At 44.6% G+C, this 20,005-nt stretch carries 30 protein-coding genes; 8 read left to right on the forward strand and 22 right to left on the reverse strand.

The window, feature by feature from the left end; all coding sequences use genetic code 11:
* Positions 1-18: 18 nt before the first annotated feature.
* The 5 genes from ACXAGR_RS10450 to ACXAGR_RS10470 all read right to left on the reverse strand — a co-directional run bounded on the left by ACXAGR_RS10450 (position 19) and on the right by ACXAGR_RS10470 (position 2,860).
* Positions 19-405 (reverse strand): hypothetical protein, encoded by a 387-nt coding sequence (locus ACXAGR_RS10450; RefSeq protein WP_474849955.1) that lies wholly within the window; start codon positions 403-405, stop codon positions 19-21.
* Between the two features lie 54 nt (positions 406-459).
* A complete protein-coding gene (locus tag ACXAGR_RS10455; protein ID WP_474849957.1) occupies positions 460-1,089 on the reverse strand; it encodes a hypothetical protein in 630 nt (209 codons plus the stop codon).
* A gap of 64 nt (positions 1,090-1,153) precedes the next feature.
* Positions 1,154-1,903: a hypothetical protein gene (locus ACXAGR_RS10460; RefSeq protein WP_474849959.1), complete on the reverse strand. Its 750-nt coding sequence runs from the start codon at positions 1,901-1,903 to the stop codon at positions 1,154-1,156.
* A gap of 89 nt (positions 1,904-1,992) precedes the next feature.
* Positions 1,993-2,412: a hypothetical protein gene (locus ACXAGR_RS10465; protein ID WP_474849961.1), complete on the reverse strand. Its 420-nt coding sequence runs from the start codon at positions 2,410-2,412 to the stop codon at positions 1,993-1,995.
* Between the two features lie 97 nt (positions 2,413-2,509).
* Positions 2,510-2,860, reverse strand: coding sequence for a hypothetical protein (locus ACXAGR_RS10470; RefSeq protein ID WP_474849963.1), 351 nt, complete (start codon positions 2,858-2,860; stop codon positions 2,510-2,512).
* 533 nt (positions 2,861-3,393) lie between these two features.
* Between ACXAGR_RS10470 and ACXAGR_RS10475 the strand changes: the two genes are divergently transcribed.
* Positions 3,394-4,065, forward strand: coding sequence for a PEP-CTERM sorting domain-containing protein (locus ACXAGR_RS10475; protein WP_474849965.1), 672 nt, complete (start codon positions 3,394-3,396; stop codon positions 4,063-4,065).
* 43 nt (positions 4,066-4,108) lie between these two features.
* Here ACXAGR_RS10475 and ACXAGR_RS10480 read toward each other — a convergent pair whose 3' ends face one another.
* The 7 genes from ACXAGR_RS10480 to ACXAGR_RS10510 form a co-directional block, all read right to left on the reverse strand.
* Positions 4,109-4,282 (reverse strand): hypothetical protein, encoded by a 174-nt coding sequence (locus ACXAGR_RS10480; RefSeq protein ID WP_474849967.1) that lies wholly within the window; start codon positions 4,280-4,282, stop codon positions 4,109-4,111.
* 129 nt (positions 4,283-4,411) lie between these two features.
* Positions 4,412-5,110, reverse strand: coding sequence for a hypothetical protein (locus ACXAGR_RS10485; RefSeq protein WP_474849969.1), 699 nt, complete (start codon positions 5,108-5,110; stop codon positions 4,412-4,414).
* Positions 5,111-5,195: 85 nt separating this feature from the next.
* A complete protein-coding gene (locus ACXAGR_RS10490; RefSeq protein ID WP_474849971.1) occupies positions 5,196-5,591 on the reverse strand; it encodes a hypothetical protein in 396 nt (131 codons plus the stop codon).
* Positions 5,592-5,658: 67 nt separating this feature from the next.
* A complete protein-coding gene (locus ACXAGR_RS10495; RefSeq protein ID WP_474849973.1) occupies positions 5,659-6,249 on the reverse strand; it encodes a hypothetical protein in 591 nt (196 codons plus the stop codon).
* Between the two features lie 136 nt (positions 6,250-6,385).
* On the reverse strand, positions 6,386-6,730 hold the full coding sequence (locus ACXAGR_RS10500; RefSeq protein ID WP_474849975.1) for a hypothetical protein: 345 nt from the start codon (positions 6,728-6,730) through the stop codon (positions 6,386-6,388).
* 5 nt (positions 6,731-6,735) lie between these two features.
* Positions 6,736-6,957: a hypothetical protein gene (locus ACXAGR_RS10505; protein ID WP_474849977.1), complete on the reverse strand. Its 222-nt coding sequence runs from the start codon at positions 6,955-6,957 to the stop codon at positions 6,736-6,738.
* Between the two features lie 72 nt (positions 6,958-7,029).
* Positions 7,030-7,947 (reverse strand): ParB/RepB/Spo0J family partition protein, encoded by a 918-nt coding sequence (locus ACXAGR_RS10510; protein WP_474849979.1) that lies wholly within the window; start codon positions 7,945-7,947, stop codon positions 7,030-7,032.
* A 319-nt stretch (positions 7,948-8,266) separates the two neighbouring features.
* Between ACXAGR_RS10510 and ACXAGR_RS10515 the strand changes: the two genes are divergently transcribed.
* Together ACXAGR_RS10515 and ACXAGR_RS10520 are read left to right on the forward strand one after the other, a co-directional pair.
* On the forward strand, positions 8,267-8,650 hold the full coding sequence (locus ACXAGR_RS10515) for a hypothetical protein (RefSeq protein ID WP_474849981.1): 384 nt from the start codon (positions 8,267-8,269) through the stop codon (positions 8,648-8,650).
* A 6-nt stretch (positions 8,651-8,656) separates the two neighbouring features.
* The gene (locus ACXAGR_RS10520) at positions 8,657-8,977 is read left to right on the forward strand and encodes a hypothetical protein (RefSeq protein WP_474849983.1); all 321 of its coding nucleotides are present in this window, start codon (positions 8,657-8,659) and stop codon (positions 8,975-8,977) included.
* Positions 8,978-9,029: 52 nt separating this feature from the next.
* Here the strand turns inward: ACXAGR_RS10520 and ACXAGR_RS10525 are convergent, their stop codons facing one another.
* The 4 genes from ACXAGR_RS10525 to ACXAGR_RS10540 all read right to left on the reverse strand — a co-directional run bounded on the left by ACXAGR_RS10525 (position 9,030) and on the right by ACXAGR_RS10540 (position 10,349).
* Positions 9,030-9,191 (reverse strand): hypothetical protein, encoded by a 162-nt coding sequence (locus ACXAGR_RS10525; RefSeq protein ID WP_474849985.1) that lies wholly within the window; start codon positions 9,189-9,191, stop codon positions 9,030-9,032.
* Between the two features lie 113 nt (positions 9,192-9,304).
* Positions 9,305-9,514, reverse strand: coding sequence for a hypothetical protein (locus tag ACXAGR_RS10530; RefSeq protein WP_474849987.1), 210 nt, complete (start codon positions 9,512-9,514; stop codon positions 9,305-9,307).
* Positions 9,515-9,827: 313 nt separating this feature from the next.
* Complete coding sequence (locus ACXAGR_RS10535; RefSeq protein WP_474849989.1) at positions 9,828-10,058, reverse strand: hypothetical protein; 231 nt, start codon at positions 10,056-10,058, stop codon at positions 9,828-9,830.
* A gap of 3 nt (positions 10,059-10,061) precedes the next feature.
* Positions 10,062-10,349: a hypothetical protein gene (locus ACXAGR_RS10540; RefSeq protein WP_474849991.1), complete on the reverse strand. Its 288-nt coding sequence runs from the start codon at positions 10,347-10,349 to the stop codon at positions 10,062-10,064.
* A 187-nt stretch (positions 10,350-10,536) separates the two neighbouring features.
* Between ACXAGR_RS10540 and ACXAGR_RS10545 the strand changes: the two genes are divergently transcribed.
* The gene (locus ACXAGR_RS10545) at positions 10,537-10,842 is read left to right on the forward strand and encodes a hypothetical protein (RefSeq protein ID WP_474849993.1); all 306 of its coding nucleotides are present in this window, start codon (positions 10,537-10,539) and stop codon (positions 10,840-10,842) included.
* 422 nt (positions 10,843-11,264) lie between these two features.
* On the opposite strand, the gene ACXAGR_RS10550 is transcribed toward ACXAGR_RS10545, so the two are convergent.
* From ACXAGR_RS10550 to ACXAGR_RS10570, 5 genes are all read right to left on the reverse strand, one after another.
* Positions 11,265-11,750 (reverse strand): SsrA-binding protein, encoded by a 486-nt coding sequence (locus ACXAGR_RS10550; RefSeq protein ID WP_474849995.1) that lies wholly within the window; start codon positions 11,748-11,750, stop codon positions 11,265-11,267.
* 371 nt (positions 11,751-12,121) lie between these two features.
* Positions 12,122-14,152: a hypothetical protein gene (locus ACXAGR_RS10555; protein WP_474849997.1), complete on the reverse strand. Its 2,031-nt coding sequence runs from the start codon at positions 14,150-14,152 to the stop codon at positions 12,122-12,124.
* A gap of 337 nt (positions 14,153-14,489) precedes the next feature.
* Entirely contained in the window at positions 14,490-14,783 is a 294-nt protein-coding gene (locus ACXAGR_RS10560) for a hypothetical protein (RefSeq protein ID WP_474849999.1), read from the reverse strand.
* A 70-nt stretch (positions 14,784-14,853) separates the two neighbouring features.
* A complete protein-coding gene (locus tag ACXAGR_RS10565; RefSeq protein WP_474850001.1) occupies positions 14,854-15,348 on the reverse strand; it encodes a hypothetical protein in 495 nt (164 codons plus the stop codon).
* A gap of 203 nt (positions 15,349-15,551) precedes the next feature.
* Entirely contained in the window at positions 15,552-15,842 is a 291-nt protein-coding gene (locus tag ACXAGR_RS10570; RefSeq protein ID WP_474850003.1) for a hypothetical protein, read from the reverse strand.
* Positions 15,843-16,046: 204 nt separating this feature from the next.
* Here ACXAGR_RS10570 and ACXAGR_RS10575 point away from each other — a divergent pair, with 204 nt between their 5' ends.
* The 4 genes from ACXAGR_RS10575 to ACXAGR_RS10590 all read left to right on the forward strand — a co-directional run bounded on the left by ACXAGR_RS10575 (position 16,047) and on the right by ACXAGR_RS10590 (position 19,714).
* Positions 16,047-16,913, forward strand: coding sequence for a hypothetical protein (locus ACXAGR_RS10575; protein WP_474850005.1), 867 nt, complete (start codon positions 16,047-16,049; stop codon positions 16,911-16,913).
* 314 nt (positions 16,914-17,227) lie between these two features.
* Positions 17,228-17,800, forward strand: a complete 573-nt coding sequence (locus ACXAGR_RS10580) for a CBU_0592 family membrane protein (protein WP_474850007.1) — start codon at positions 17,228-17,230, stop codon at positions 17,798-17,800.
* Positions 17,801-18,671: 871 nt separating this feature from the next.
* Complete coding sequence (locus ACXAGR_RS10585; RefSeq protein ID WP_474850009.1) at positions 18,672-19,028, forward strand: hypothetical protein; 357 nt, start codon at positions 18,672-18,674, stop codon at positions 19,026-19,028.
* Positions 19,029-19,036: 8 nt separating this feature from the next.
* Positions 19,037-19,714 carry a hypothetical protein gene (locus ACXAGR_RS10590; protein WP_474850011.1) on the forward strand — a complete coding sequence of 226 codons (678 nt, stop codon included), beginning with the start codon at positions 19,037-19,039 and terminating at the stop codon, positions 19,712-19,714.
* Positions 19,715-19,822: 108 nt separating this feature from the next.
* Here ACXAGR_RS10590 and ACXAGR_RS10595 read toward each other — a convergent pair whose 3' ends face one another.
* The gene (locus tag ACXAGR_RS10595) at positions 19,823-19,993 is read right to left on the reverse strand and encodes a hypothetical protein (RefSeq protein ID WP_474850013.1); all 171 of its coding nucleotides are present in this window, start codon (positions 19,991-19,993) and stop codon (positions 19,823-19,825) included.
* Positions 19,994-20,005: the final 12 nt, after the last annotated feature.

Below are 20,005 nucleotides of genomic sequence, written 5' to 3' on the forward strand. Positions count from 1 at the left end.
CCTTCGCCACGACTTATCCTAGTGTGTCAGGCCTTGGTAGTTGCCCATTTTGAAGTGCGCCATGACTTTCTTGGTAATGGCGATACGCAGCGATACCATTTTGTCGATATCATTTGCCAGTTGCATACAGAAGCTCAGTATGGTTTGTTGAGACATGCCTGCGCCATCGACTTCGGGCATAGAGTTTTGCATGGCACCTTTGTACTCTGATTCTGAAAAGCCGCTGCTTTTGACAAACGAAATAGCCTCGTCGTTACCCTGAGATGCAGCCTCAGCCTCCTCAAGCAAAAATTGCTTGGCGACCTTATCATTCGGCAGCAGGCTGATAATCTTCTCCGCACAGGCGTTAGCGGTGGCTTCAAGGCCGTATTGTTGCAGATGCATGGGTACATTAAATTGATTCATCAAGACTCCTTAGATGATGACAGAAAAATAGCCTGCATTAGGCAGGCAGTTGCATTATTGGTTTTCGTTTATTGCTTTCAGAACAGCGGTAAGCTGAACGGGAGACAGCTTGGTCACTGAAATATCGAATTTCAGCTCACCGAGGTCATGCTTGGATGGCGCATGATGAATCTGGACGCGGTGGTCAGGCTCGATGGTTACCATCGTATAATCAGTATTTGTCGGAGTATGCAGAACGCCGCCAGCCACCAACGACTGATTGATGGCATCGGCCACCAGCGGTGTTACGCGCTCCTTTGTCGCAAAACCGGCAAGACCTTCCAGTAGTTCGTCAACAAACGCTTTAATTGAGCGCTCTGACGTCTTCTCCAGCACGCCACGTTTATCGGCGATGAGTGTTCTGGTGCGCCTGCGAGGTTTGAAATTTCCCGCAGAAAGAAACTTCACCCACACCGAGCACTGATCAAGCAAATGTTGCGAGCTGACGCTAAAGCGAATTTTGTTGTCAATGCATCCGGTGTCTGCGGCGTCTTTCTGAAGTGATTCAGAGGAAGGTGTGAATACATGAATGTCGCCATCAGTCTTTTCAGAGTGGGAGTATTCCCATGTGCCTGTGTCTCCAAGGAGAGTATTGATTGTACAGGCGAGTGATCTGCTGTCGTTGAAATTGACGATATTACTCAAGATTGGGCAGCTCCGGTATTATTTAATACTTCATATAATAACAGCAAAACTGCCAAAAGTCAATTTAATTCAACAGGTTTGTCACATCATCAGCGTCAACCTGATAGAATACCATCTGCTTGATATCTCCCTCCGGCGCGTTGCTGTCAGGAATATGATTAAAGATGAATGTTCCTGAGAATGCGTCAGGTATATGTTCACCTTTATGTACGGAGAAGCGAGCTGTTGGCGCAGTTTCGCCAATGAAAATCACATCGTGGGTATCTTCGATGTATTGAGGCATACCGAACTCGTCAGCACCTTCCGTGCTGTACCTGAGCATCTCTATTTTTCCTATCGTCTTTTCGAGATCGGCTACAGAATGGCTCTGTGTTGAAGGGACTAAAAGTACTTTAGAAACAATGTCTTTATTGTCCGCAAGATACGTTATGGAATAAGATTCAGCATCAGGAACAGGGTAAGCAAAAGAGCAGTGAATATCATTGCAAAACGAAGAGCCGTCAGCCTCGCCGAGTGTTACTTTCATCCCATCTGCTTCGATGACTGGGTGGTTTGCATCACCCGCCAGATCAGTGATAAGTCCGGCATCGAAAATGACTCTGAGAACAGTTTCGGAATCAAGCCACTGTTCATTCTTATAAAAATGTACGCGCTCTACAGACATGCTGTGTATTTTGGGCGTCGCCCTCGGGTAACTGGTTTGTGTCGTGATGACAGATGCCAGAAATAGAGCTGCTGCGGCACCGGTGCCAAATAAACCTATCCTGCTAAGTATCACGCGGGTGCGAAAAGAGTCTTTAACCTGATTGCTCACAATAAAATACCTCGTTTAATTAATTGCGAGGATATTACCACGGGCAATCAGGTAAATATAGCTGTAGAGGAGGTTGTTGCCGATGTAAATTAGATATTAGCCGCCGATATCTGATAGGCGGCAGCAATCCCAAAGCGCTCAAATGCTGAAATATGGCGCAAGTGTGCATCCACCAGCTCACTCTTGTCGTGGCGTGGCGCTTCATCTGTAGCAACCAGATGAGCGGCATTCACAAAAGCGGTGCGGGACTCTGTGCTTATAGCATAGATATCAGCCATCTCCGGTACGCAGGGGGCAATTCTTACAAATGCAGCGCGTTGGTTGTCTGCTGATCTGTGCAGCATGTGGATCTGAGCAATCTGTGCCGACAGAACAGGGCAGGATAGGGGGGCCGGTTCACAGATGTAGTAGCAACCCAATACCGCGTATGATTTCTGTGCAGGTATAGTTGAATATCGGAAAATGTACGGCTCACGAAATGCGACATTATCGCCAATGTTAAAGTGCATTGAAAAGCTCCTTTTATACTTGATATTAAAGGCTAGACATTTTAGCAGCTAATGTAAGTTAAGAGCGACAAGTGTCATTTGAGTGCGACGAATGTACTCAGGTAGCGGGCAGGCTATCTTTCTTTTTATTCCTGTGTAGTGAACTTTCAGCATAGTAGCAGAACCAGAAATACAGCATAAAATGGTAACCCGTATTCATGTATGCAAAGCGGTCTAAAGAAAGAGTCTCGTTGCCTTCAGGCTTCGCAATACCACCGAGAATGAGTGCTCCTGATGCGAAGAAGATGCCCCACAGGATAATAAAAAGCACACCGCGTAGTGTTGGCTCAGAATGATATTTGCTGACAAGTTGCGTCAGTGGTGTGATGAGTTTATAACCAGCAGTAAGTGTTGTGAAAAATACAAAAGCTGCGGTTAGGAAGATATGGGCATTGGCAATTAATGACATAAAAAAATACTCCGTATTGGAGCATCATTGTAGCACCTGCTACGAACAGAATGCATCAGGTTATTGATATTTTTATGTACTGCTCCTGATTTGAGAAGTCCCTTTTCCGGATTTCATCCCGAGCAGTATTACCAAGGGGCATGCAGCAACCGGAGCCGAAAGCAGGAGAGAACTTGGCGCTGGGGTGGGTGATAATTTCGTCATATTTGCCACAGCGGGAAGTATTGTCGCTGTTTCTCATCAGATATCGGCAGGTGCTGTCAGATTCACTGATGGTATCGCCGAAGCCGCATGGAGCCTTTGTGCAGCAGAATCCGCTATTAAGGCATTTGCGAACAGTCATAGTCTCAGGCGTGTCTGTTTTCATTGTGAGTCGTCGGACAAACTTGGACTTGAAATTATCGGTATTTCGAGGTTTTTGTCAAGAAATAAGGTCATTATTCAGACTTGCTGAAAAATAAATATACGACCTATTAATTAATTCGTGTACAATATTTCCGCTGCTGTAAATTTATTTTAGCGAGGGTATTTATATGTTATCAATTAAGAAATTAATCTTTGCGGGGTTTCTCGCAATAAGCATGGCTGGCAGTGCCAGTGCGGAAGTTATCCTGCAAGACTGGACGATGACAGTGACCAACAGTGATTCAAACTTTCTGATGGATCAGGAAACGCTGAATCTGTCAGTCGTTTATGATGATGAGGGAACATATTTCAGCAACTGGTATTTAGGTGCTAACCGGATTCTTGAATACGGCGCAGGCGATGATATGACGCTGGCTCCCAGTGAGACATCGGGTGATAGTCAGGTGTTCAGTGATGCCGATCTGTACGGAATCGATTATTTGTGGAACTTGTTGGCCGGTTACTATGACGGGGTGCTGTCTGTAGCAACCGATACAATTTTCGGCTATTCAAATGCGCAACTGTATAGCGACGGGTTCTATACAACCTACTCATTCGGCAAGCAAGATGAGTACGGCACCTTTCAGGTGTACTCTGATACACGCTCAGGCACTTACACGATGTACTATATTGACGATGAAACAGGTCAGTCAGAGAGCACTGTATTTGAGATCACCGGTTTTGTCCCTGATGATACAAGCGGCAGTGATCCGGTAGCTGTTCCGGCACCGGCATCAGCAGGGCTTCTCGGTTTAAGTTTGTTGGCAATGGGCTGGCGACGGAGCCGTAAGCACGGATAACTAAAATTCAGCAGCGAGGCCCGTATTATACGGGCCTTTTTTATCAGGTGCTCAAAACAAGGGAAATATAGGGCGTCCGGCGTTGCTTGGTTTCCGGAAGCTCAATATGCTTGTCTTTTGATTTCGGGTAGGGGTGCAGGCTATGCTTAGCTAAGGCGATAACAAGCATCAGCTTGATCATCTTGCGAAGGCGGGTAGGGTTGATACTCGGATTCACGATTTAGTCCTCAGCGTTTGATAGATACCAAGACTGCTCTGCAATTCCATATTGCCGAGCAGTCATCTTATTACGCTGAATATAATAACGCAAACTATGACTAATGTCAAGTTGATTTTATAATACTGGTTAAATAAGGTGATTGCGCAAGGTATCGCTTCGTTGTCCTGTAAAATGGCAACCGTCATGTGTGGTCGGTTTTGAAGAGAATTCGGAGAACACAGGCTTATGATCGGAAATGCCAATCACTTCCCGCAGGCTTTTTACTTTGCTCATATGTTCGAAGTACTTTTCTTCACCGTATCTCAGTGACTCAGTATTAATGGCCTCGATTGCTGGCGGTTTTTTCTCGGTAGTTTCAATGGCTCTGATGTATGGCATCATGAAACGCTTCACATCATTCAGCGGGCGGGTGCGGCTGATGGCTTTCCGGTTATTGCTCTCAGCGTGTTCATAGGACACGCCTTGATCTTTTAACCAGTCAAAAAATTCCTGCCTGAGGTGAGGAAAGGTTTTGTGGTCAATAACGAGAAGATCAGGTTTGCCGAAAGCATTTCTGTAAGCAGGATGCGGCAGATCTCCGAACCGGCTGGAGGGTTCAGACCAGAAATGTGTGAGCAGGGGGGCGAGAGAAATGGAATCTTCCTGTGTAGCAAAAACCATTGCGTTCCGGCTCACTTCTCCGTGAGTGATCCCCGCTACAAGCAGGTGGTGGCCACCGGCTGCAAGCATATCGTTCAGGGAGATGGGTGTGCGAAATGAAACGAAATCCATACCCGTCTGACAAACATGAAGATGAAATTGTACAGAAAGAAAGTGTGTAATCATGCTTCTATCCTTGTTGCTTCTTCATAATTTGTTACGCAGCAACAAGGACAAAAGTTCAGCAATTAAGACAAGCTCGGCTGGCCTGTTAGATGCAGGTAAAGCTCTCGGTGCCATATTCTGCTATCCATATCGCCTCGCAGCAGGCATGCATTGGTGTAATTTCGGATGGCGTGCGGTTGTAACTGTACTCAAGTGATCGAATAGGATCTTCAGCATCATAAATAAACCAGCTGAACCCCATCTGGTCATAGGGTTCGTAGTCGCGACAGAGTAAGAATTTATTCAGCAAGACAGGGAGCCAAGCAGTGTTGGTTAACAGGTCGAACACAGCGTGTGGCTTGTTATCTTTCGTCAGCCAGACATTCCCTGCGTAAAGGCAAACATCAAGCTTCAGCTTTTTGGCCACCAGCAGTGTTAGTGCAGTCGGTGATGCTTCCATTTTGTATTTTTCAAAACGCTTTACGGCTGGATTGACAGGCATTAAATTCCCCTAACTATGTCGCATTTAAATCAGTCTGTATAGTAACACGGTTTAATTATAAAGTAAATTAAATTGTATGGTAGTTGTTCATCATTTGACAGCGCTGAGACGTGATAAGTTGCTTTAGTGCCGGAAGGTGATCATGTGGTGCATAAGGTGTATTGCTCAGGGCGTGTCGCTTGATTTCTGAATAGGCGAAAACGCCTTCCTGACCTACTGCCCGCACGACAGACATGGGAGCCATGCACCGGAAGGTTTGGTTTTTGAGTGCGTAGGTGAACTGGCACTGCCCTGAAACAGGCACGGTGGAGACCTTTGCAGAAACTTCGCCCTGATAATCGTGGTGGGTGATAGTGGTTTTCTGCGCGGCGCAGGTTGTAATTCCGGTAAAGGCGTTGATAAGACTCATCCACTCTCTGTCGCGGGCTTTAATCATGCTGATGGCGTCTTCAATATATTCCTCTGATAAAGAAGAGACAGGTACTGGAGAGCGATCATGCAGGATCTGCATCGCATCGGTGTCAGTGTAGGGTTTAGGTAAAGAGTCTTCGGGAAAAGAGGGGCGGGATAAGCCGATGATAAGGAACACACCTATCATCATGCTGCTGAGCAAGACAGATGCCTTTTCACTGAAAGACCATTTATTATATCCAACCATACTCACACCTGTTAATACATCGTATATTGGTTGATTATAGAGCTATTTCCATTCAATACAAGACAGGGGCGCTGGTGGATAAATAATTTAGGCAAGGTATTATAATTGGAAAGTAAAAAGCAAGCTTTCAGGCTTGCTACAGACTGCCGTGGATCTCGCGGTATCGTTTCACGCAATTTTCCAGCGTGTCGGCTTGGGCGATGCGTAGCCAGCGTGGAAACGTCTCTGACTGATGGAAAGCCACCAGCTTGTCGTGATGTGACTCAGGCAGAAAGTGTGGCTGCTGTGGCAGAATGAGGTCGAGTAAGTGGATACAAATATCAGCTTCGCCAGCTCGCATAGGCTTGCTGTCCACAAGATTGCAGAGAGATGGCTGAAATTCTTTTATCCACTGTTTGATCTGCAACTGAGAGTCTTTCATCATAATTGAGTCAGGATTAAGGTCGGGATTGTTGCTGTAGAAGCCGTGTTTAAAATTCATAATGTTCAGTCGTTAATGATCTTGTTGGCAATCACAAATTTGGCTCTGTCATCAACAGTGTTGTGGTCGCGGTAGATGAGGTCATTATCAGACACATGCTGTTCACAGTAAATGGCAGTCAGCTTGCGAATAAGTGTTTCAAGCTCGTAGTCGCTCAGGGTGGAGGCGTGCTGTGAAATATCTTCTAGTGTCATGCCTATCTCGCAGAGTTGTGTTTCGTGTAGCATTACACATACGGAAAGCCCCGTAAAGGGGCGACAGGGAGCGGGAAGTGACCCCCTGTCGCAGGGGGAAACTTATCAGTCTTCGGCTTTGCCCTCTTCCTGCTCATTCAGCAGGCTGGCAGGGTCGAAGTTCTCAATTTCGTGCGCTTTGGCACCGAGTTCCTTCAGCTGAGCCAGCAGTTCCGCAGTCAGGGTAACGGTGACGGTCTCAGCGCCCTCGTCGGCCTCAACATCGCGGATAGCTTCATACAGCGATGAGGTGGCTGTATTCAGGCTGCGAGTCTCTTTGCGGTTCATGCGGGGCGCAGCGTTTTTCTTTGTGACCTTTGTTGCGCCGGACTTCTCAGCATTTGAGATCATTGCTTTCGCAATCTCAATCGCCTTCGAGCCATGCTGGTCGTACAGCTCCTGAGCCTGAATGACTGCGATTTTATTCAGGAATACCAGCTCCTGAAGCTCCGCAGGCATCTCACCGTGAGTGATGGTTTGCTGAACGTGGGTAGTGGTTTTGCCCATGTGTTTCGCAATTTCTTTTACATCCCAGCCTTGGCGTTGCAGGCGGATGTATACCCGCGCCAGCTCCAGAGGCTTCAGTTTGCGGTTGTTCTGGCTGGTTGCAATCAGTGCAATCTCTTCCAGATCGGAACCTTTAAACTCATTGACCTCAACGCGCTTCAGGTCAGCACCGTACACCTCAATGGCTCGCATCATACCCTTATGGCGGGTATGGCCTTCGGAGACGTATACATTGCCGTCAATGACCCGTACCGTAATAGGGGGTACGTAGCGACCTTCTGCATAGGCTTTTGCGAGGTTGTCGATGTAGATTTCGTACTCTTCCACATCCATGTCGGCCATTTGTGCCAGTTCACGGACGTTGAAATCTTCACGCACCTGAATGATACGTGGGTCAACGTTAAAACCGTCAGGGCGACCTACAGCTTCTTTGTGGTCTTTTTGAAAGGCTTTCAGGCTTTGTGCAATCTTAGTCATGTTCTCTTCCCTTGTTCTCTTAGTCAGATGTTGTTGCTGTCTCACCCTTCCCCCGAAGGGTGAGGTAGGAAATCTCCCTACCCGATGAGCATATAATAACACAGCTTTTTGTATGTGTCAACTTACAGTGAGTATTATTATTCATTTTTTGTACTCAGGTAGAAAGATTAATAGCTTGGTACTAGTACAGAAATAGTATCCTTATAATGGTGTGATATTTAACCTGTGTTTTTTGCACGCAAGGTAATTCACGATTGCCAACGACAGATAGTCTGGTAGTATATGCTATATACGATGTATTATATTCAAGGTGATTCAGATGACAGCAGTTATTAATGAGCAGTTTTTGCAAAAGTGCCGCGATACGCTTCGCGACAATGTAAGGCGTATGCATGAAAGCAGTGCGGAAGATATGGTTGGCGAAGTGGCTGATCAGGCAATGGGTCTGATGGCCGCCGTGGATAAGCTGACCGATAAGGAAAAGCAACTTATGTTCGGGCATCCTGCATACAAGGTGATGGATGTGCATTTTCTTAATGGGGTGGCTGAGGTAGAGGATTCGCCTCTACGCCGTTATCTGATGAAGTTGCCTTTTTTTGTGAGTGATGCTGTGGCACTTCATGTGCTGAAGGAGAACTTTTCCTCTTGCTATAAGGCGCTGGTGACTTCGCATCGTGCGAGCGCGATGATGCTGGTGTTCTAAGGAATCATGATGCTGAATATTAAAGAAAAGGCCGAGCTGATCGACATTACTATGATTGGCTTTATGCTGGCCGTGGCAGGGCCATTCACGCTGGTGGATTATATGATCCCCTACGGCGGATTTAAGGCTTTAATGGACGCCTGTCTCGTCAGTCTGAGCCTTCTGTGGATGATTGACACGATGGGGCAGTGGCAAGGAAATATGAAGCATGTCGATAGCATGAAAGAAGCCTTCGAAGAGCATCAGAACCCGCACCTCAGAGAGGCGAAGAAGGCCGTGTTATTCGGGCTGGTGGCTTATGTCATCCTGATAACTGCGAGTATATAAAAAAAACAGGGGTTTGCTCCTGTTTTTTGTTTTAAATCAATAACCTGCTGGTCTATATGGTGCAGCTGCCTGACTCACATAAATTTGAATCTTTCAGCAATTCTTCGCGCTCTTCTTCTGCTTTTTTATCAACCGCTGCCTGCTTAGCGCTCACTTTGCTCTCAAGCGCGTCAAAGTCAACATTATCAAGTGCGTCAAAATCCATATCATCCATTTTCATTACCTCAAATCAATTAATAGGTCGTATATTAACAAAAGTTGCAGGATTTGTCAATAAAAAAATCAGCAGATGTTGGTGCTCGTTAATACGCCTTCAGGCTGTGCCGCCTAATCAAAGTTTGGCTTGAACCAGCCAACAAGACTGGCCCTGACCGTCTTAACAACAGGAATGCCGTGAGGCGTACCTTCAGGGAGCATGAATCCCTGTCCTGACTTCTCATTTAGTAACTTGCCATCGATCTCTAGCTGGTTATCGCCAATGAGCGGCAGGATCAAGGTATCATGCTCAGGCAAATACGTATCAGTATGGGTATCCATGAAGTAGTTAGTCCGGTAGAGGTGTATTCTTGCTTCTGTGAAATGTATGCCGAGGAATCTTTCTAGTATACGAAGTGATCCTGAGAACGGGCTTTTTTTGCGATCTATGGTGGCATATAGAAAGCGTGAGTTAATACCACCCTCCTCTTTTCGGGTCGTGTATTCATTTAAGTGATGCTGATAAGTAGAGATGGTTGAGATCAAATCAAAACAGAATTTAGGCGGTGCAGAGAAAGGGATAACGGACTTGATGCTCATAAAATACCTTTTATTTGAGTAAACTTAAGGAACTCACCGTTACTGTGATGTGTTTTTAACGTTGTCGCTTAGCCTCTGCTCTGGCCTGAAGATACTGGAGCGATAAATCCATGCATTGGGCATATGCCTGAAGCGGGCGGTGACCTTTTTTTTCAGCATGGGCAGCGTGATTTTTACACTCATCTGAAATTAATTCCGCCTGTTCCTCGGCCCATTCCGGCGTGGCGCAGCCGCCCAGTGACAGGCCGAGTGCGATGGTGATGATGTGCGGGGTGCGTATAAGCATGTATTAGTCCTCAATTCCGAAGTGTTGTCTGTGGCGCTTAACCAGTACATTCATACATACACCGAAATCTTGCCTGTACTGCTCGGCATACCGAGGCTGGCCGGACAGAACAAACGCAGCACCGTTCACACAATAACTGCTGGCCTCAGGTGCCAAGCTGGTAAGCATTGTCTTTGCTGAGAGAAATGCCGGATCGCTGAATCCCTTAATATCGTCCTCGCCAGCACTGGACAGTGCTGCAAACGAGCCTAAAAACATAACGGCAAAAACAAAAGAACTAATATATCTCATAAACTCTCTCTGTCAGTTGATGAAATTAATAATATCACAATAACTATGTCTTGTCAATTATGTGCTCGCTCGGCAGTAGATTTTACGCCTTTTTATTTACTTTCTCTTTTTTATTGATAATATAATTAACTATTAGGAATATTCACTTCCTGATATAAGTCAGAATCGTTAACTAAACGGAGATAGCATGACCAAATGTAAGAATTTACATACCGCTTCAAGCGACTGGCGCGAATTAACCATTTCTGTATCAGTCTTGGTAATGGCAATCGGGCTTGTGATTGCATCATTTAATAACGGGTGTTCATCCCAGCCGCTACTAGGTGCTGTATGTAACGACGAAACCGAGAAATGGATGTATACTGGATTTGGAATGGTGATTTTAGCGCTAAGCATTGCAAGTTTTGCCGTAATCTCACTCGTAGCTAAAGATATTTTCACTACTTGTCGTGTAGCTATGGGTAAACTAATGGTATTTTTCAATAAACACTAATTTTTTAGTTTCTTCGCAACGCACAAGGAATGGGAGTGTTCTAGTGAGTACGACCTAGTATATACGGAACAATTCATTTTTTTAGCGGGGCGGGTGATATAGAAACATACATATCAAAACTCCGAAATCGCTTCCTTTGCTTCCATGGAAGATCAACATCTTGAGAATGCTGGTGTTAGCGGATATTGTATCGGGTGTGGGAAAGTCGAGGGCAATCATCGTCTTGAGGCGAATAAATGCGGCCTTTGGCTAGTTCCGGAATCAAATATAATATCTTTTCGAGAAAATAAAATTAATACTCAACGACAGGTGCAGCTAAAAATGCAAGTGGTGGGAGTTACAGCTCACCTGACTTGGCTATGTCTTCTTCTGACACTTTGTGGTAGTTAGCGGGCGGGTCGGGCTGTTCAGGTATTCTCAGTTTATAACCTTGCCTGCTTTATTGCGCGGTCAGCATGACGGGCATCATCACGCGCCTTGATGGCCTGACGCTTGTCATATTGCTTCTTGCCCTTCACCGTACATAATTCGGCCTTCAGGAAAGAACCGCTAAAATAAAGCTCTCTGATGACCAGTGTGTAGCCTTCGCGTTCTCTTGATGCCAGCAGTCGGCTGATCTGCTTTTTCGTCAGCAGCAGCTTAATGGGGGCTTCTGGTGAGGCATTGCGAAGCGTCAGAGGATCAGTATTGGGCATCGGGGTGACATTGAAGCCGTTTGCAACGGGGATGTTGTCGCTACCAAAGGTGACATAGGGAACACCTATGGCGGAGATACGCCCTGCGCGGATAGCAGACACCTGCCAGCCAGCCAGCTTTACGCCAGCCTCAAGGGTATCTTCCACAGTATATTCGTGATTCACTTTACGCACAGAGACCACGGTCTTTTTGTTTTTATTTGACTGACTCATACATCCCTCGCATAGCGTGACAAACAAAGACTAAGCAGCCGCCCGAAGGCGGCTGTAGTGACACAGAGTTGGGTGACAAGCCTAGTGTCGAGACTCGGTAGCGGCTAGGCCGCTACAGCATAACGGTTATCGTTTGCATTTAAGTTTAGGTAGCTTTTTCGATAGCGTACTATCGGTGAGCATCTGCCTCACAAGCTGTCCGTTTCGTTTTGCATCAAGGTCGATACCATTTTAGCCCCATAAATATAGACACTTTAAAAATGCCTATATGGTGGAGCTACTCGGGACTCGAACCCGAGGTGTCTCGATACGCTGCGTCACATCAACCAGCTCAGGTTGTATAATAACAAATATCGTGGAAATGTCAATACCTAGTTGGCAATTAATTGCATTATTTTTGCCGTAAGTGTAATTGGGCAATGAGTGAGTAAATCGACAACATCTATGCCCTGCTGCTCAGTAAACTTGGCCAAGGCATAAAGTCGTTTGTCGACAAGGACAGGATCGCCCTGTGCTATGGCATCCAGAAACTGAGGCAGGTTGTCCGGAGTTGGCACGATCATTCCTTCAAAGTCAGGTGTGTCAGCCCGAAACAGGTCTAACTGGATCAAAGCAAAAGAAGCAAGATTGGCTTCTTTCAGTCGTGCTGAAAGACTTTCAGGTAAAGTCGGGTCAGCGCCTGAAAGGCAGGTGCCAATTTCAAGATATCTTATGATCTGAGTTAATGCGTCTTGCGCTAAGAGTTGTGTGATGATGTCAGCTGAGATCTTTCCCGCTGACAAGGAATCAGGTAAGCCAGCAATCTCAGCAGGAACAACGTAGTCAAAGGGATCGGCGGTCAGTCCGATATAGCGGGAAAGTATTTCTGAGTCAGTTCCCCATTGTGCTGCTATACCGAAAATAAGATATCTCGTGCTGTTATTAATTACATCGAGTGTCTCTCCCTTGTCTATCGCTGCTTCAAGCTTGCTAAATGCGCTTGCGATTTTGTCCGGAGGCGCACTGCCTGTTGCAATAGTGAGCCTTTGAAACTCATTACTCTGATGCTTGGGAAGCGTAAAACGGTTTTGGTTCAGGCGGCGTTGCTTGTTGATATCCTGAAAGCTGCTGGGGGTATCAAACATGCGGATGGCGCTCAAAATTCCATTTTTGTTGCCATAGGCGAAGGTGAGGGCGTTTTCAAAAGCATGCGGCGAAACATTCGCCGCCTGAAGCATACCGGCGATTGCTTTCGCACTGACGTTAAGTTTTGCCTTGGTGAATTCTGATAAAACTTGCTCAGTAGCGAGTGTCTCAGTAACAAGCGATGCAAGGCTTTTGTCTATCTTTCCCCGCTTGATCATCTGTGTCGTTGCAGCTTTTGCGGAGCGGTAGAAAGGCGCTGTGAGGATGGTAGCATGTGACGTCACGCCAATTCCGATAGCGTCGAATATTAATTGCGTTAGATTTTCCGTCCGGAAAGGTACGGGTTTTCCGAAGCGTGACAGTAACTCCACCAGCATCTCGACCTGACCCTGTATTATTGAGTGTTCCTGTTTCGATTTCGACACCACGCTTAAAAGCTTTATGGCGGCGTCACGCTGGCTTATTTTCTTTTCCCCTGTAAGTGAAAGAACAAACGTGTGAGACCATCTTCGTAGCAGGTGCTTGAACTTGGGAAAGGTGAGTTTTTGTTTGTAATCATAAATAGGCACATTGTTTTTGTAAGTCAGGCTGTCCATATTGAGAGGCTGTTCTCTTAGCGCTTTGGATAGATGACGGGCTTCGAAGAGCTTAAGGAATTCAGCGTGCCACTTCTCGTTCCTTTCTGCTTGCATGGTTTTCATTGTATCGATGTGCATCAGCCAGCTTTCCTCGATTGTATTGGTTTCAGCGTCATAGCCTTTGAGCATGGCAAAGGCCAGCTGAGTTTCTGTTACCCGCGCTGCCTCTTCAGCATGCGCCAGAGTCGTATTAAGAATGGATATCGTACTGGTCAGGAAAAGCTCTTCTTTTTCAATGCTTGGTTTTCCGTCCCAGTCCTTACTTACTCTCGCTGTATGTAAGAACTGTCCATCGGGCAGCCATATAATATCGTCTTTATAGATATGGTCATCAGCTTCCAATATATTGAGTGACTGGAGCGATCTGAGGTAAGAATAGGGAACAGAGGAAGTTAGTCTTTCAGGAGTAAGGGTGACAAATTGCTTCATCTTCTCCAGAAATGGTGCAAATAATCTTTCCTTCAGATTGTCTATATTTCTTGCGTGGCCGGGTCGGTTAAACTCATCACGAATAGCCGCATGGCGGGACATGAGGATCGCAAATATTTTGCTGTCAAAAACAGATCTAAAGTGAGAAAAATGATAATGCCTGCTTAAGATGCTTTGTCTCAGGCTTGAAATATTCTGATGAAATGCCAAAACGCTTGTTCCTTATGTCCGGCAGGTTGAGACACCCTAATATTAATACAATGAAAAGTATACTATTGTAATTGCAATTATGTACACCAAGCTTTCCAATATATTATTGTTTTTAATGCAATTTAAATAAAAATTAATTATTTATCCGGAATTTCCAGACGCTGCTTAATTATTATATTTTATTTTCAAGCTTTCAAGGCAAGAGATTTATTGTTGAAATCTATTTTCAGGGCTACGACATTAGGTGCAACCTTCTGTTATAACAAGTTTTTATGTAAAAACCTCTCAACCAAGGAAAATTGCTTGAGAGGCTTTGGGTTTCTGGCGGAAGTGAATGTCAGAGGTTATCAAAATCCATATCGCTGATAGCGATGATAAGCTCACTTAACGCCTTATTATGATCGCTGTTTACGCCAATGGAATGCAGTCTCTCCGGTGATTCAAGAAAGAGGAGTACGTTATCCTTTGTCTGCTGAATGCACAGTTTGTCATCACGCCCTGCTCCAATTGCATTAAGTGTATCGATTAAGTCAGTAACGTCAGCCAGCGGAAAGTCGGGCTTGGCGTAGTTTACTTCTTTAACTGAAACAATTTCACCGTCAGATACATCGATATGTGTAAAAGCTGCCATAGTTCATCCTTCTGTGGTTTTTTTACACAGGAGAGATTCAAATACTATGCCTGAGAGTGTAAAGAAATTGCTAAGCAGCCTTACAGACCTTGATTTCACTGGCAATTAAACGGTTCACGCGGGCCTCATTAGCGATACGATCTTCTATTAATCGTAATCTATCTTCTTCCGGCTTATATTTATAAGCGTCTACTGTTGCTAAATAACGACGGTATTGCTGGGTGCTTACACAAAATTGGTAGAAGTCCCGTTCTTCATCGGTGATAACTTCCTTGACTGCGCTTCGACCTTTATCGATTTTGCCGCTGGCATAAAATGACAATTCGGCGCTTGGTTTGCGGACAATGCAAAGGGCTTTAACCTGACAAACGGTTTCCTGAGGAAAGCTGAAAATAGCGTAACCTGACTTTCCGCAGGCGAATTGCACTTTCGCAGCACTTTCATGACTGCTGATATCTACATGTGTTACGGGAACGCCGATCCCGTGTTCGCCAAGGATACTGTTTAACGCATTGATAAGGCAATGTTGGGTAAATGCGGTACGAAGAATAAAGTCTTTCTGCATGTGGATTATCCTCTCAGTTGATGAAATGATAATATCACAAAATAACTGATAAGTAAAGTTAGTTTGCGCTTAAAGTCTCTTTTTATTTTTAAAATGCGCAATAGCCTCTGTTGTGGAATCGCTTGTGAAAAATCTCTGGTGTAAACGATATAATCTCCACCAACAGGGTTAGTGAAAATAAAAATTTAATCGCTTGCGAAGTACTACCGGCCACGTCGATAAAGAGGATTGTTATCAAACATGCGATACCAGCCATGGGGTCGCGAGGATATGCTGCCGCTGACATCCTGCTCGGCAAAGGTGTGAGGCAGGTCTTCTCTCAGGGTGATATTGATATTATGCGGGCAGCAGTCTAAGAAGTCAGCCTTTGAAGGCGGTACGTCACCTTCCACAACAGCGACATTGCGGATGTTATGGCTGGCTAAATGATGCGCGACTCTGCCAGCAGCAACTGCATTGCCAACAACTAAAACTTTCTTATCAGTGCCTGTCATAGTGATATTTTTCCCTTTCGATTATTGCTAGATAATAACACAAATAATGCTATAGGTAAATACGTGTCAGTTTATTATTGAACGAAAGTATAACTGCCAAATCGTGGAAACATTAACATTTATCGGAAGCGAGGTTGTTCATTTAATTAATACGTTGTATATTTAAAATATAGTATTTATGTTGGTATTTATGAGGGTTAAAACGTGAAATTTCTGATGAGAAAAGCATTACTGGCGGCAGCGATGTCTGTGAGTGTATTGGCACCTGTAGCAGAGGCGCAGCAAAACGTATTTCGTCATCCGGTAGATTATTCCGGCACGAATCTTCTTGCGTCAGCGATTGAAACCGCTGAGGAAGTTGTTGAAGAAGTGACAGAATCTCCGTTTTTGCCGGGGCTGGGTGAGGTGTCTCTACCTGAGGCTGACTCTGAAGAGGAGTTGACAGATGATTTTGGGTGTCCGGTTGGTCATGAGTACCCTGAGCAGTATGCGGCTGATGTGCAACGGCATCAGACGGGTGAGGATATCGGATTTTTCGCCTTTGCGATCCGCAACTACTGCGATAATTTAGGTTCTGGCGAGGAGACGGTATCTTATGTTTCATGGACTTATTCTCCGGTAATTACAACAGCGAACGGAACGTTTAACGATTCGGCTGTAACTGACTTCTCTCGTGCGTGGGATGATGATTTTGACAGCACTGCGGGTGCTTTTGCTATTCAGATGATGAACGGCGAAGGTGGTACTCAGGAAGATTACATTGAACTGTGGCCTGATGTGGCACCTACCTTCGTAGATGACAGTCTTTATATCGAATTTAATGTGTGGAGTGACTCTGAGTCAGATCAGAGTATCTTCTATATCCTGACTTGTGATGGCAATAGTGAAGAGGGTGTGGAGACGCTTGGAGGTGGTAGTCTGTCAGTGCCTTCAGGATCGGTGAATGATCTGTCAGCATCATATGGCTTGTATTCAAGTACTTGCAATAGCGTGCGACTATACTTACAGCCATCATCGGCAGACACCTTCTATGTGGACTTCGTAGAATTGCAGGCATTCCCTGCTGAATAATGAAGCATTAATAACTGAAGGCGGCCATTGGTTCTATATAGTACATAAAACTGTGTAATTCTGATAATAACCTCCTGTCAAGGGCAAGCAGGTGGCATCAGAGGTGTCATCTGCTGTTTACATATTGAGAAAACGAACCTTATAGAAAGAGGTCAGTTTATGATAAATAATTCTGAATTTACATTAGAGATGCTTACAGAAAAGCTTCAAGAGATGCAGCTTAGAGGGGAGGCTAATACTGATGAATATATAACTCTGTCAGATCTATGTTTTATTCTCGCGATTGACGAGGAAAGAAATAAAAAGGTCAGGTAATGAATCTATTTTTAGTATTGGGTTTTATTGGGGCTGCTATTCTAACGCTAAGCTATACAGCTCTGACACTTGGATATATTGAAGGAAAGTCAAAAACCTATCCGTTTTTAAATATGGTAGGAAGCATCATGATAATGACTTCCTCAATTTATCTTGATTCCAAAGAATCTATTGCATACAGTTTAATGTGTTTGCCGCTATCCTTCTTTGCCGCAATTGGAAAGTTCCCGTCAATTAAACTTGCACTTTACCCTATATATAAAATAGGACTTTTATTATCAATACCTTTGTCAGTGTTTTTAAACTTACAAAGCGCTACTCTTGAGCTTATATTTTCTGTTATGGGTTTTGTTGGCGTTTATATGCTGATTTCGGCATACATAATGGTTTTATCAAAACAAATTGAAGATTATAGTTACATTAAAATCAACATGATTGCTGGCTTTATTTTCCTGCCAATATTGCTCTTCGATAACAATTATCCTAAATTATGGGATGAGACGTTCGGATTGGCGTTGGAATTTTATGCTCTATACAGAATAAGAAAAACCCTCCAGATGACAGCCTGTTAAAAGCAATCAATTTATTATAATTAAGTCAAAAACCTGGTTAATTGGTGGCATTCTGCTTTCTATCATTTTGCAAAAACATATTCAAATCGTTTTTGTGAAAAAATCTCACTTTATATTTATGTCATTATTAATTGTAATTTCTGGAGCAGGAGATTATACGTCGGGGTTACTGTTGCTATCGCCAATAACGTCGTGTTAAATGTGACACCATTTAATCAAGGATCGACTTTTGAGTTTTGTAATAAAAATCCCCAGAAAACTTCTAGGGACTTTTCGTGGTTTTGGCACCTGAGATGCCACCCGTATGCTGTCAAGGGGGTTATTTTTTGCTTAAAATATAGGCGTACCTATAGTGTAGTGTGTAATATGTGTAATAACTAAAAAGCCCCAAGAATGCAGTATCCAAGGAGCTTTCAGTCAGCCAGTCAGTAAATTACATAGAATTTACTGTATTCTTCTCTTGCCGCTTTTTTATTTGATATTTTGGGGATTCCTCAGGCTTTTAATACATTGTATATTTATCTCAATAAGGTTTTTGGATGTAACCCGCAGGTATATATGAGGAAAATGCAATGTTTGGTTTAAGCAAGTCGTTACTGACTTTGATAGTGATGTCTGTTGTGGTGGTTCCGGCTGTTAAAGCTAAGAATGTATTTTGCAAATGGAGGCCTGCTTGCGTCAGCTTTGGATGCGTATACTGCCTATCATGCCAATATCTTTGAGGTTCAGGGTTACCCTCTGGCCTTATAAGTGATTTCTACGAAAAAGCGGTCTGTGAGGTCGCTTTTTTGTATCGGCAGGAGGCCTCTGCCGGTTGTCCGCAAAACAATCATCCGGTATCATTTACTCCGTATTTACGGAGTATTTTATTATGAAAACCTTATCAGGCTTATACGCCGAAGTGGGAAAAAAGCAGTTTGTTTTCATGTGTCTCTTCCCTTCTTTTGTTCTTGTTGCAATTCCTTGTTGGGGTGCTTATCTGTCTCTGACAGGCAAGTATCTGGATGCATTTATTATGTCGCTGGTGCTGTTTTCGGTCATGCTGTATGCCGGACTTAAAGGGGATGGTGATAATATGCTCCACAGACTGCTGAAGCGCATGGAAGCACCGCTCTCTAAGGATGTTTTAACTGATGTTGAATCAGGTGCCAACATCCTGTTGTTTTTTAGCGGGAGTGCTGTCTTGATCACTTCACTGATGTTCGCTTTCGTTGACATGTTGTCGTAGGTGGTGTCGTGAGTGAAGAAAGGTTGGTATTTTCCCGCGCCTGTCTGTCAGAGTATGAGATGGCAGAAAGGTATTTTGGGGGTGACTTTGAGAAAGAAATAGTTGGTCATCAGGTGTTAAATTACGAAGAGGTAAAGTCCATCGTCGATGCGGCGGTATACGCCGATATGGGCTTTGACGAAATCCGCTGCCGTATAATACAGTACCGGAAATACAGTGCCTTTTGTCAGGTCTCAGATGGTATCCCGTGGCTATACATGGACAGTACTGTTGTCGCCTGCCTGTACTGGATATTTATCGATACCGTGACAGCATGGCATCCTGTTTTGCTGGGTATGATGCTGACAGCCTATATTGCAGCCAAAATAACAAAGGGGTTGCTGTATACAATAGATATTAATGAGCGTCGTGAGAAATTATTGCGCGAATACCTGCTTAATAACCGCACTGATCTCGTCAATACAATTCATCACACCCGCCACCAGCGTACAGGCGTACCTCGTGTCGACAAGGTGCTGGTGGTCAAATTGTACCGCTTGCTAAAAGGGCATTATGATGACGCCAGTCCGGTGACTATGCTGGATATGAGTACGTTATGTCAGTCAGCCGCCTCCTGTGGTTATAATCGCGGCACCGCTGTAGATTCTGTGGAACAGCGCATTCTTGCAGGCAGGATTAAGGTGTAATGTCTGACGTGTAAGGAAAGGCATTTTTTAACTCTTGAAATGGTGTTTATGCCAGTACTTGAGTTCTCCTGACAGTTTAAGTTCTTCCAAGGCTAATATAGCCAGTGCTTAGCTGTAGTACTCGTACCTCTCGGTATAAGCAGTAAAGCCGGTTGGATCGATATACAGAGAGGCGTGAAAGGCATGGCGGATAATGAAATACCGGTGCCCTTTGATTTCTTCTGCATGGTAGGCTCTGAGGTTTTGGCTTAACGTCTCAAGTGTTAGATTCTCTTTCATTCTTTCAGGGTG

This window comes from Alteromonas sp. ABH4_457 (genome assembly GCF_056160625.1).